We start from the raw sequence: 12246 nt of genomic DNA, 5'->3' as shown, positions 1-12246 counted from the left end.
CTGGCCTTGGCTGACGGCGATCCCTAATATCGCCGCCATGCAGCCACCTGCCGCCGCCCCACCCCTGTCCTTCGGCCATGCGGCGCTGGCCGGGCGCCTCGTCGACGAGCTGTCGGCCAGCCTGGAGCCCGGCGCCGGCAGCAGCACCGAGCCAGCCCTGGTCATCGGCGTCTTCGGCGAATGGGGTGCGGGCAAGAGCCGGCTGTTGCAGGCGGTGGCCGAAGCGCTGCCGACCGGAGACGGCAAGCAGCTCCTCAACGTCATCGTGCCCTTCAACGCCTGGCGCTACGAGCGTGAGGAGCATCTGCTGGTGCCGCTGTTGCGGGTGGCCCAGCAATGCCTGCGCAAGGCGCTGGACGACAGCGTCGACGAACCCACGCGTCGCAGCGAGAAGCTGTCCGACCGGGTGTTGCTGCTCGGCGAGCTGGCACAAACCGTCTATCAGCACGGTGGCCGTGAACTGCTGCAGACGGCGCTGGCCACGCAGGGTGTCGTCCTCAAGCTGCCCGAGCTGAAGTCCGAAGCCGGCCAGGCCAAGCCGTCGGTCTGGCGGCGTTGGTCGGAGCACGGCAAGGCACTGAAGCGCGCCCGCCGCCTCGATTTGCCGGGCGATCAGCTGCACAGCCTCTATTACGACTTTCTCGAGCATCTCAAGGCGGTGACCGGCCGCAATCCCAGTGCCCTGGCCCTGCATCGTGAGCGGCTCAAATACGGCGGCTCCGGCTGGTGGCCGCGCACGCAATACTGGTTCCGCACGAAGTGGGCCTGGGTGATGACCGGCGAGTCGCCGCAGGAGGCGGACTTCAGGCTCAACCTCGTCTTCCTCGTTGACGACCTCGATCGCTGCCTGCCCGACAAGGCTGTCGAGGTGCTGGAAGCGGTCAAGCTCTTCCTGGAGGTGGAGGGTTGTGCCTTCGTGCTGGCGCTGGACGAGGAGGTCGTCGAGCGCGGCATCGCGCACCGCTACCGCGACTACGCGCTGCAGGGCAAGGAGGGCATGACGCCCATCACGGGTGCGGAGTACCTCGAGAAGCTCGTGCACCTGCCGGTGCGGCTGCCGCGGCCGACGCGCGCCGAGGCCGAGGATTTCCTCGCGTTCAGGCATGCCGAACTGTTTGCCATCGACGGCCGGCCCAACGAACTGGCGCGGCTGGTGGCGGCCATCACGCCGTCGGTGCCGCGCAAGCTGCATCGCATGATCAACCTGCTGGAGATGGCGGACCAGCTCGCCTCGACGGTGGGTGGGAACGGCGCCGAGCGGCGGCACTGGCTGGCCATCGTCTGCGCGCTGCAGCTGTTCACGCCGGCGCTCTACCGCTACGTGCGCCTGCGCGGCCCGACGCTGCTGATGACGCTGGCCGACTGGCGCGCCGACGCCCGCCTGCGCGACCTCGATGCGCTGCGCGAGCAACTGGCCAGCGAGGTGCGCGCGGTGGCGTCGCCGGCCGAGCTGAACTACCGCCTCGTGTTGTTGCGCCTGCCCGACTTCTGCGCGGCGGCGTTGCAGAACCGCTCGGGCTTCGACCTGCTGGAGCTGCTGGCCCAGGTGGGCGAGCTGAGGCAGAAGGCGCCGCTGACGTCGACACAACTCGGCGCCCTGCTGGCCTTCACCGAGGCCAAGGCCGAGGACAAGGCGCCGGAGCCGGTCGAGATGCCGCCAGAGGTGGGCGTCGTCGTGACGCCGGTCGCGCCGCCGCAACCGCCTGTCGTCGCGATGCCGGCGGCGACCGAACCGCTGGTCGCTCCCGCGGTCACCCTGCCGGCTCAACCGTCGTTCGTCGCGGAGCCTGCTGCCGCTTCACCCACCGCCACCTCCACCTCACCCGCAGCAGCCGAGGTCAGGCTGGAGGACGAGCGCGGCCTGCTCGAAGCCCTGGTCTCGGGCAACCTGGAGCTGGTGCGCTTTGCGCTTTCCAAGGAGGGCGAAGTGCTGCGCGGCCGCAGCCTGCCAGTGGGGTTCTGGGAGCTGCTGCGCAGCTCGCCGTGGTTCGCCCGCATCGGAGACTGGATGGAGGAGGGCATGCCACCGGGTGCCGTGGAGCAGGTGCTGCGCGAGCTGCGGCCTCATCTGTCGCAGGCCATGGCGATCGAGCTGCTGCGGGCCTTCGGCGCACCCTTGCATGCGGTGCTGCGTCGACCCAGCTGGGCGAGCCGGGTCCGGGTGGAAAAAGAGGATTCGCTGTCGCCTTATGTGCTGGCGCCGATGCTGGACCGCGACCTGCGTGTGTCGCTGGCGACGCGCGACGTCGCTGCGGCGGCGGCTTGGCAGGTGCCTAGCGGCTGGCAGGCATCGATCGAGGAGATCTCGTCCCAGCGCGTGGAGGACTACAAGGTGGTGCTGAGAGCGGGTGCGGAACCCCGCTTCGGTGTTTTCGCGTTGCTGACGATCACGCGTGACAGTGGCTCGCACCCGGTCACGCAGCGCTTGCGCTGGATGGAGCCGGGCAGTTTCCTGAGCGGCTCTCCCTCTGATGAGGCAGGCCGCATGTCCGACGAACCCTTGCCGGCGCCGGCCAGTCTGCACACCGGCTTCTGGATGGCCGACACAGCCTGCACCCGGGTGCTGTGGTGGACCTTGATGCCCGAGCAGATGCCCCCGAGCCGCAACGGAGACGATGACAACGAGCCCGTCAGGGGCGTCGCTCCGGAACAGGTCTTCGAGTTCCTGCGTCGGCTCGCGCGGCTGCTGCCGCCTTGCAGGGTGCAACTGCCCAGTGCAGTCGAATGGGAGTACGCCTGCCGGGCGGGCACGGTCACGCCCTGGGCCTTTGGCGTTAGCGTGAATGCCGGCCAGGTCCGCATGCTGAGCGCCGGGCCGGCGCCGGTGGCCAGCCTGCCACCCAATCCCTGGGGGCTGTACGAGATGCATGGCAATGTGGCCGAAATCTGCGCCGACTGGCCCTCGCTCGAGGGGCGCGACGGCTCGAGCGCAGAGGCCCTGTCGCTGCGCGGCGGTTCTTTCGCCGATCCGCCGGCGGCAATGCGGTCCGCGTCGATGCGAGGGGTAGGTCGCCAGGAAATCCGCAACGACGTGGGCTTTCGTTTCACGCTGCGTGCCTGGGAGCGTGGCGAGGCGGCCGCTGCCAGTCTGCCCGATCCCGCCTTCTAAGCGCCCAGCGCCGGCCCCCACCCGAACGGCGCCGGCAACACCGCCAGGATGCGCTGCCGCAGCGGCGCATAGGCCTCGTCCACCGGCTGCCCGGCCCGCGGGGCCAGCGGGTCCTGGTGGCTGCCGAAGGCTTCGTCGAGGTCGGCCCAGTCGTCCGCGGACAGCAGGGCCACCGCCCGCGGCAGGATGGCCGTCTCCTCGCGCTTCATGTGGCGCAGATAGCGTGCCGAGTAGACCTTCAGCTGCTGCTCGAACTTCTCGCGCCGGCCGTCGCCCATCTGCTCCCAGGCCAGCAGGCTGTGCTGCAGTTCGCGGATGGCGCGCTCGCCCTGGGCGTGGTCTACCTCCAGCTCGTCCAGCGTCTCGCGCAGCTCGGGCGCCAGCGCGCGCAGCTTGGGGAAGAGCAGCTCGCTTTCCTTCTGGTGATGCAAGCGTTCCGGAAATTCGTCGACGTAGAACAGCATGGCCCGCAGCGCTGCGAAGTCGGGCGGTACGCCCGCGCGCTTCTGGGCATCGAGCAGCAGGGGCAGGGTGCGCAGCATCGCGGCCAGGGCGTCGTGCTCGGCGCGGATGACGCGCACCGCCAGGGGCATGGGCGAGGCAGACATGCCCCAAGCGTCGCGCTTCGCGGGGCGGCTGGTGTTGCGCTGGATCAAGGCCCCGGCAATGCCCACCCAGGGCACCCCCGTAAAATCCCTGGTTTTGCTCCTCCAGCCCAAGAAAGCCCCGGCCATGACTGCATCGACCGCCTCCCCCACCCTCATGGCCAACGCGATCCGCGCCCTCGCGATGGACGCGGTGCAGGCGGCCAACTCCGGCCACCCCGGAGCGCCCATGGGCATGGCCGACATCGCCGTCGCGCTGTGGGGCCACCATCTGCAGCACAACCCGGCCAACCCGCACTGGGCCAACCGCGACCGTTTCGTGCTGTCCAACGGCCACGGCTCGATGCTGATCTATGCACTGCTGCACCTGACGGGCTATGACCTGCCCATAGCCGAGCTGCGCAACTTCCGCCAGATGCACAGCAAGACGCCGGGCCACCCCGAAGTGGGCGTCACCCCCGGCATCGAGACGACGACCGGCCCGCTGGGCCAGGGCGTGACCAACGCCGTCGGCCTGGCGCTGGCCGAGAAGCTGCTGGCACGTGACTTCAACCGCGAAGGCCACGAGATCGTCGATCACCACACCTATGTCTTCCTGGGCGACGGCTGCCTGATGGAAGGCATCAGCCACGAGGCCGCCTCGCTGGCTGGCGCCTGGAAGCTGAACAAGCTGATCGCCATCTACGACGACAACGGCATCAGCATCGATGGCCAGGTCGCGCCCTGGTTCGCCGACGACACGGCCAAGCGCTTCCAGGCCTATGGCTGGCACGTCATCGGCCCGGTGGACGGTCATGAGGTCGACGCCCTCGACGACGCCATCGGCAAGGCCAAGGAGAGCACCGACAAGCCGACGCTGATCATCGCCAAGACGGCCATCGGCAAGGGTTCGCCCAACCGCGCCAACACGGCCAAGGCCCATGGCGAGCCGCTGGGTGCGGAAGAGATCAAGCTGACCCGCGAGGCCCTTGCCTGGGAGCACGAGCCCTTCTCCGTGCCGGCCGAGGTCTATGCGGCCTGGGACGCCAAGGAGCGTGGCGACAAGATTGAGGCCGAGTGGGACACGCGCTTCGACGCCTATGCCGAAGCCCACCCCGAGCTGGCCGCCGAGTTCCAGCGCCGCATGGCCGGCGTGCTGCCCGCCAACTTCGCGCAGATCGCCGTCGACGCCGTCGTCAAGGCCCATGCCGAGTCGCAGACCGTCGCCAGCCGCAAGGCCAGCCAACTGGCCCTCGAAGCCTTCACGCTGGCCCTGCCCGAAATGCTGGGCGGCAGCGCTGACCTGACCGGCTCCAACCTGACCAACACCTCGTCCACGCCGGCGCTGCGTTTCGAGGCCGATGGCAAGCCCAACAACGGCCGCCACATCAACTACGGCGTGCGCGAATTCGGCATGGCCGCCATCATGAACGGCGTCGCGCTGCACGGCGGCTTCATCCCCTATGGCGGCACCTTCCTGACCTTCAGCGACTACAGCCGCAACGCCATCCGCATGGCCGCGCTGATGAAGACCCGCGTCATCCACGTGATGACGCACGACTCCATCGGCCTGGGTGAAGACGGCCCGACCCACCAGTCCGTCGAGCATGTCGCCTCGCTGCGCCTGATCCCGGGCCTGGACGTCTGGCGCCCGGCCGACACGACCGAAACCGTCGTCGCCTGGACCATGGCCATCGGCAACGCCCAGCGCCCCAGCCTGCTGGCCCTGAGCCGCCAGAACCTGAGCTACTCGCCCAAGACCAACGTCGACGAGATCGCCAAGGGCGCCTACGTGCTGGCCGAGCCTGCCAAGGGCAAGGCCCAGGCCGTCATCATCGCGACCGGCTCCGAGGTGCAGCTGGCCATGGCCGCCAAGGCCCTGCTGGCCGAACAGGGCGTCAAGGTGCGCGTCGTCTCCATGCCGTCGACCAACGTCTTCGACCGCCAGGACAAGGACTACAAGAAGAGCGTGCTGCCCAAGGGCCTGCCGCGCGTGGCCGTCGAGATGGGCGTCAGCGATTTCTGGTGGAAGTACGGTGTCGACGCCGTCGTCGGCATCGACACCTTCGGCGAGTCTGCTCCGGCCGGCGTGCTGTTCAAGCACTTCGGCTTCACGCCCGAGAACGTCGCCGCCACCGTCAAAGCGGTCTTGAAGAAGAAGTGATGCCGCAGCCCGCTCCAGGCCGCATGCGGCCGGGGAGTGAGGCATGTGGAAGTACCGGGCCGCACTTGCGGCCCTTTTCTTGTGGGCGGGCGGCGCGGGCTGACACGGCGGTCACATCGGTTGCCCGGTTCGGCGTCACTGATTTCTGGTGCCGGACGGGCAGCGGCCAGCACCGAACCTGCGCTACAAACCGCCTGCATCAAAAAATCAGGGGGATTCGATGCGCAGACTTCTCGCCGCCGGGCTGCTCGGCGCGTGTTCATTGGGCGCGTCGGCGCAAACCGAGGTGCCGATCCGCAGCGAGGCGCAGCGCCTGGGCTGCCTCGCCAAGCCGGCCAGTGCGCCGCGCTATCCGGTGCGCAACAAGCTGGATCGCGAATACGGTGCCATGCGGGTGTTGATGAAGTTCAGCAAGCCAGACGCCAAACCCGTTGTCGAGGTGCTGTTCAACTCGGCGCGCGAAGACATGCAGGATCAGGTCTTTGAGTATGTGGCGCGCTACCGCCTGCCCTGCCTGACGCCCGAGGATGGGGTGGTCACGGCGGTTCAGGATTTCAGCTTCCAGAACAACGACCGGGATCCCACGCCGATGCCGACGGATGCCAAGGACCGGGCGCCGCTGTGCGTCGTGATGCCACGGCGGGCACTCGACTACCGCATGGGCGCCGCGATCGGCCGCCCCGAGGCCGAGCACCTGGTAGCCGAAATCACCTTCAAGGGCGACGCGCAGCAGGCGCCTGAAGTGAAATTCGTCTACGCCAAGGCCTCGACCCGCTTTGAGCAGGCCGTACGTGACTGGGTGATCGAGTACCGCATGCCCTGCCGCGGCGCGCAGGACAAGCCGCGGACCATCGAGCAGCGATTCAGCATGTACCCCGACAACAAGAAGCGCTTCGGCTTCAAGCGCGAGCGTTTCCCGTTGCAGGAATTCCTTGCCATGACGCGGGAGCCGGGCAAGTTGACCGCGCATTTCGACCTGAAAACCATGGCGTGCCCGTTCAAGGTGAACTTTGTTTTTGGCGACGGCGGATATCCCAACAAGGCCACCGTGCCTGGCCCGGTGGATCCCAACAAGATGGGTTTCCTGAGCTGGTTGCAGGCCCTGCAGTTCGATTTCAAGTCGGACGACATGGCCAACGACCTGTTCGGCAGCCAGTTGCAGATCGACGTGCCCTGCGGCACTCTCGACCTGCAAGGCGGTGGCGCGGCCGGCGCCGGCTGAAATCACGCTGAAACCACCCCGTACCGCGAATCGCCGAGAATCGCGCCCGCACAGAATTCTTATCCTCTGGAGACTCTCGCATGACCATCAAGATCGGCATCAACGGCTTCGGCCGCATCGGGCGCATGGTTTTCCGTGCCGCCGTGGCGAATTTCAAGGACATCGAGGTCGTCGCGATCAACGACCTGCTCGAGCCCGACTACCTGGCCTACATGCTGAAGTACGACTCGGTGCATGGCCGCTTCGACGGCGAGGTTTCGGTTGACGGCAACACCCTCATCGTCAACGGCAAGCCCATCCGCCTGACGGCCGTCAAGGACCCCTCCGAGCTGAAGTGGGCCGAGGCCGGCGCCGACATCGTCATCGAAGCCACCGGCATCTTCCTGGACAAGGCCGGCGGCGAGAAGCACCTGGCCGCGGGCGCCAAGAAGGTCATCTTCTCGGCCCCCTCCAAGGATGAAACCCCGATGTTCGTCTTCGGTGTGAACCACACCAAGTACGCCGGCGAAGCCATCATCTCCAACGCCTCCTGCACGACCAACTGCCTGGCCCCGCTGGCCAAGGTGCTGAACGACAAGTGGGGCATCAAGCGCGGCCTGATGACCACCGTGCACGCCGCCACCGCCACGCAGAAGACCGTTGACGGCCCGAGCAACAAGGACTGGCGCGGCGGCCGCGGCATCCTCGAGAACATCATCCCGAGCAGCACCGGCGCCGCCAAGGCCGTTGGCAAGGTCATCCCCGAGCTGAACAAGAAGCTGACCGGCATGGCCTTCCGCGTGCCCACCAGCGACGTGTCGGTCGTCGACCTGACCGTCGAGCTGAACAGCGAAGCGACCTACGCCGAGATCTGCGCCGAGTTCAAGGCCCAGAGCCAGGGCGCACTGAAGGGCGTGCTGGGTTACACGGAAGACAAGGTCGTCGCGACCGACTTCCGCGGTGACGCCCGCACCTCCATCTTCGACGCCGAAGCCGGCATCGCGCTGGACAGCACCTTCGTCAAGCTGGTGTCCTGGTACGACAACGAGTGGGGCTATTCGAACAAGGTCCTGGAAATGGTCCGCGTCGTGAACGGCTGATCTTTCGCTGTTCAGACTTGATGAAAGCCCCGCTCCGGCGGGGCTTTCTGCTTTCTTGCGCGGCACATTTGTTTGCGATCTTGTCCATGACGGACACATAAACTGGTTGCCCGCCCCGTTCGAGCTCGCCTCATGAAGTCCCTGCGTCCGCTGCTGCTTGCCACCTTGGCCGTGCTGGCCACCCCCGTCCTGGCGCAGACGGCGGACACCGAAGCCCGCGTCATCGTTCGCTTCAAGCCCCAGGCCGACAGCGTGCGGGCCAAGGCCATGGCGTTGCGGGCCACGCGGGCCGAGGCGCGCGAGATCGCACAGACGCGGGCGACGGCCCTGGGCCTGCGCACCGGCCACCGGCTGGCCGCCGGCATCAGCCTGGACGAACGCACGCAAGTGGTCATCGCCCGCGGCATGACGGGTGCCCAGCTCGCCAAGAAGCTGGCGGCGGACGGTGAAGTGGAACTGGTGGCGGTGGACCAGCGCCGCAAGCACGCGCGCCTGCCCAATGACCCGCTGTTCGGCGGCGCGGACGTGAACCCGGAATCCACGGTCGGCGGCATCCAGGCCCGCACCATCGACCAGTGGTATCTGAAGAAGCCCAGCGCTACGCCGGGCCAGGTTGTCTCCAGCATCAACGCGCCGGCCGCCTGGGACACCACGACCGGCACGGCCACAACAATAGTCGCCGTGCTGGACACCGGCGTGCGCATGGACCACCCCGACCTCGTGGGTCAGTTCGTCGCCGGCTACGACATGATCGGCTTCGGCGCCGGCAGCAGTTCCCAATCGGTGGCCATCGCCAACGACGGCACCGGCCCCGACACCGACCCCTCCGACCCGGGTGACTGGGTCAGCCAGGCCGACATCAACGGCGGCGCCCTGGGCAGCGGTTGCGACAGCAGCGACATCGGCAACAGTTCCTGGCACGGCACCCGCGTGTCCGGCCTGATCGCCGCCGGCAGCAACAACGGGCTGGGCATGGCCGGCGTCGGCTGGGGGCTGAAGATCATGCCCATCCGCGTGCTCGGCAAATGCGGCGGCTATGACAGCGACATCATGGCCGGCATGAAGTGGGCTGTCGGCATTGCCGTGCCGGGGCTGCCGGCCAACGCGAACAAGGCCAAGGTGCTCAACCTCAGCCTGGGGGGCAGCGGCAGTTGCAGCACCCTTTACCGGGACACCATCACGGCGGTCAACGCCGCCGGCGCCACCATCGTCATCGCGGCGGGCAACTCCGAGGGCCAGGCCGTCGGGTCGCCCGGCAACTGTCCCGGCGTCATCACGGTGGCGGCGCTGCGCCACGTCGGCACCAAGGTCGGCTTCTCCAGCCTGGGCACTGAGGTGACCGTCGCCGCGCCCGGTGGCAACTGCATCAACACCGGCAGCAACCAGGCCTGTCTCTACCCCATGGTCAGCACGACCAATGCCGGCACGACGGCGCCGGTGGCCAGCAGCGACGTCTACACCGGCAATGGCGCCTCGGTGGGTACCAGCTTCTCGGCGCCCATCGTCAGCGGCATCGTCGGCCTGATGGCCTCGGTGCGACCCACCTTGACCTCGGCCGAGGCGACGCAGATCCTCAGGAGCACGGCACGCGCCTTCCCGACGACGGGCGGTGGCAGCGCCGCCGATGGCAATCCGCCCGTGTGCAAGGCACCGAGTTCCACCGTGCAGGACGAGTGCTATTGCACGACGTCGACCTGTGGCGCCGGCATGGTGGACGCCGCCGCGGCCGTTGCCGCTGCGGCCGCCCTGAACGGCGCCGGCGTGGTCACCATCACCCAGAGCCCCGCCAGCGGCCTGACCGCCGGCCAGACGCTGACGCTGACCGCCGCGGCCGGCCTGCCGACGGGACGCACGGTCGCGTCGACGACCTGGGTTCTGGTGGACGGGGGCGGCATCGTGACCGCCTTTGCCTCGGGCGCCAGCACGGCCACGGCGACGATCACGCCCACGGCAGCCGGCAATTTCACCGTGCGCGCCGATGTGACCGACAACACCGGTGCCGTCTACAGCCAGTCGGCGACGATCAGCGTCGCGGCGGCGCCGGTGGTGACGCCGCCGGCTACCAGCGGTGGCGGTGGCGGCGGTGCGGCGAGCGCGGCCTGGCTGGCCGGTCTGCTGCTCGCGGCGTTGGCGCTGCGGCGCTCAGCTGCTGGCCGCTGACGCGGGCGCGGCGGGCGCCGCGCTGCAGGCCTTGAAGCCGGCGCCCAGCGCCGCGTCCTTGGAGGCCTTGAGCCTGGCCGCCAGCAGGCCGTCTGCCTGGGCAATGACCAGCGTGTGGCGGCTCGTCGCCGCCTTCAGCGCCAGCACGCGCAGGCCCTTGAGGCCACGCTTGTCGAAGTTCTCGGCCTGGGCCGCCGCCTCGGCCTGGCTGGCGTGCTTGCTCAGCACGAAGGCCGGCTGCTCGGCGGGCAGGCCTTCCAGCGGCTCGAAGTTGATGCGCAGCCCCTTGTAGGTGGCTTCCTTGCGGGCGCGGAACTCGGGGTCGGCAAGCTTGATCGTCGCCACCACCCACACGCCCGGCTGCTCGCTGCTGCGCACCTGGGTCTCGGCGCCAGTGGCCTTCAGCGCGGCTTGCGCTGCGGCCAGGGCCGCATCGCCCTCGAGCGGGCCCAGTTCCAGGCAGCTGCGCTGGGCCGCCGCGACGGCCGCGCTGGCGGCCAGCGGCTGGATGCGTTCGGGATGCTGCTGGGCCGCGACACGCTGCGGCTCGCGGCCGCCTTCGGCCGGCAGGCCGCTGACGGCGTCCAGCCAACCGCGTGACCAGACGAAGAAGAGGGCGTTCACCGCCAGCAGCACAACCACGACGATGCGCATCACAGGCTGGTCTCCAGTCTCAGGCTCAGTTCACCACCGCTGCAGGTCAAGAGGCCGGCGGCGGTTTCCAGCAGCAGCTCGCCGCGCTCGTTGACACCGCAGGCAACGCCGGTTTGCTCGCCGACGCGCACGCGCCGGCCCATGGCCAGGTCGCGGTGCGTGAAGGCGGGTTGCCAGGGCGCAAAGCCCAGGGTTTCGAAGTCGGCCAGCAGGGCCTGCAGGGCCGGGGCCAGGCGGTCCAGTGTCGCCGCGGCGCTGGCCTGCGGGTCCAGGGTCCGCAGCGCGGCATGGCCGCTTGCAAAGTCGCGGCGGTCGGCCTCGGGCGGCAGCGGCTTCAGGTTCAGGCCGATGCCGATGACGACACCGCGGCGTTCACCGGCCAAAGGCACGGTCTCGATGAGGATGCCGCCGAGCTTGGCGCCGTCCAGGAAGAGGTCGTTGGGCCACTTGAGGCGGATGCGCTCGCCCTGCGGGTCCAGTACATCGGCCACGGTGCAGCCGACGGCCAGCGACAGGCCCGAGAGGTCGAGCGCTGCCGGCAGCGACAGCGCGATGGAGAAGGTCAGCGCCGCGTCGTCACTCAGCCAGGCCCGGCCCATGCGACCGCGGCCGGCGGTCTGGCGGTCGGCCGAGACGATCACCGGCCCGCCGCCGTCACGCAGATGGGCCAGCGCCTCGGTGTTGGTCGAGCCGCATTCGGCGAGATGGCGCCGCTCCATCGGCTCAGCGCCCCGATTTCCGGGTCTTGGGCGCCAGCATGGTGCCGCGGCAGGTCAGCGCGCCGCACCAGCAGGCGAACTGCTTCTTGACCTTGGCGGTGTGGCGGTCTTCCAGCACCAGGCCGTAGTCGTAGAACAGTTCCTCGCCCGGTGCCAGGTCGCGCAGGGCCTGGATGAAGACGCGGCCGTCGACCTCGTCGGCCTCGCAGTTGGGTTCGCAGGCGTGGTTGATCCAGCGCGCGTTGTTGCCGCCGATCAGCGCGTCGATGACGAGGCCGCCGTCGAGGTGGAAGTAGAAGGTGTGGTTGGGCTGGGCCGGGTCGTGGGGGTGGCGCTCCACCGCCTGCTCCCAGGTGATGCGCTCGCCGGTGTACTCGATGATGCGCGTGCCCGCCTTGATGGGCGCCACGGCATAGACCCCGCGGCCATGCACGCCGGAATCACGGACTTCGATCTTGCGGCGTGGGGTTTTAGCGGTCATCGGCGCTGTGGTACGGTGATTTCATGGGTGCGCGCGTGCGTAGGTGCGCGCGAGGCCCGGATTGTAGGCAGGGG

9 protein-coding genes are annotated in these 12246 nt (G+C 68.8%); 5 read left to right on the top strand and 4 right to left on the bottom strand.

What is annotated here, in order from left to right:
* Positions 1-37: 37 nt before the first annotated feature.
* Complete coding sequence (locus AC1DW3_RS23095; RefSeq protein WP_477935288.1) at positions 38-3109, top strand: P-loop NTPase fold protein; 3072 nt, start codon at positions 38-40, stop codon at positions 3107-3109.
* On the opposite strand, the gene AC1DW3_RS23090 is transcribed toward AC1DW3_RS23095, so the two are convergent.
* Positions 3106-3717, bottom strand: coding sequence for a hemerythrin domain-containing protein (locus AC1DW3_RS23090; protein ID WP_477935287.1), 612 nt, complete (start codon positions 3715-3717; stop codon positions 3106-3108). The genes AC1DW3_RS23095 and AC1DW3_RS23090 overlap by 4 nt on opposite strands.
* Before the next feature lie 124 nt (positions 3718-3841).
* Here AC1DW3_RS23090 and tkt point away from each other — a divergent pair, with 124 nt between their 5' ends.
* The 4 genes from tkt (at position 3842) to AC1DW3_RS23070 (ending at position 10318) form a co-directional block, all read left to right on the top strand.
* The gene (gene tkt / locus AC1DW3_RS23085) at positions 3842-5857 is read left to right on the top strand and encodes a transketolase (protein WP_477935285.1); all 2016 of its coding nucleotides are present in this window, start codon (positions 3842-3844) and stop codon (positions 5855-5857) included.
* A gap of 220 nt (positions 5858-6077) precedes the next feature.
* Complete coding sequence (locus AC1DW3_RS23080; RefSeq protein WP_477935284.1) at positions 6078-7079, top strand: hypothetical protein; 1002 nt, start codon at positions 6078-6080, stop codon at positions 7077-7079.
* Between the two features lie 80 nt (positions 7080-7159).
* On the top strand, positions 7160-8158 hold the full coding sequence (gene gap / locus AC1DW3_RS23075; protein WP_477935283.1) for a type I glyceraldehyde-3-phosphate dehydrogenase: 999 nt from the start codon (positions 7160-7162) through the stop codon (positions 8156-8158).
* A gap of 132 nt (positions 8159-8290) precedes the next feature.
* Positions 8291-10318, top strand: coding sequence for a S8 family peptidase (locus AC1DW3_RS23070; protein ID WP_477935282.1), 2028 nt, complete (start codon positions 8291-8293; stop codon positions 10316-10318).
* On the opposite strand, the gene AC1DW3_RS23065 is transcribed toward AC1DW3_RS23070, so the two are convergent.
* Genes AC1DW3_RS23065 through AC1DW3_RS23055 form a run of 3 tightly spaced genes read right to left on the bottom strand, consistent with a single transcriptional unit; the run spans position 10301 to position 12172 of the window.
* A complete protein-coding gene (locus AC1DW3_RS23065; RefSeq protein ID WP_477935281.1) occupies positions 10301-10972 on the bottom strand; it encodes a hypothetical protein in 672 nt (223 codons plus the stop codon). The two genes, AC1DW3_RS23070 and AC1DW3_RS23065, sit on opposite strands and share 18 nt — an antisense overlap.
* Entirely contained in the window at positions 10972-11691 is a 720-nt protein-coding gene (locus AC1DW3_RS23060; protein WP_477935280.1) for a biotin--[acetyl-CoA-carboxylase] ligase, read from the bottom strand. The genes AC1DW3_RS23065 and AC1DW3_RS23060 overlap by 1 nt, the downstream gene beginning before the upstream one ends.
* 4 nt (positions 11692-11695) lie before the next feature.
* The gene (locus AC1DW3_RS23055; protein WP_477935278.1) at positions 11696-12172 is read right to left on the bottom strand and encodes an SET domain-containing protein; all 477 of its coding nucleotides are present in this window, start codon (positions 12170-12172) and stop codon (positions 11696-11698) included.
* Positions 12173-12246 lie beyond the last annotated feature (74 nt).

It is taken from the genome of Roseateles sp. P2_H4, assembly GCF_056403315.1.
Note: the sequence above shows the minus strand (reverse complement) of the source record. Positions and strands in the feature narration are given on the sequence as shown.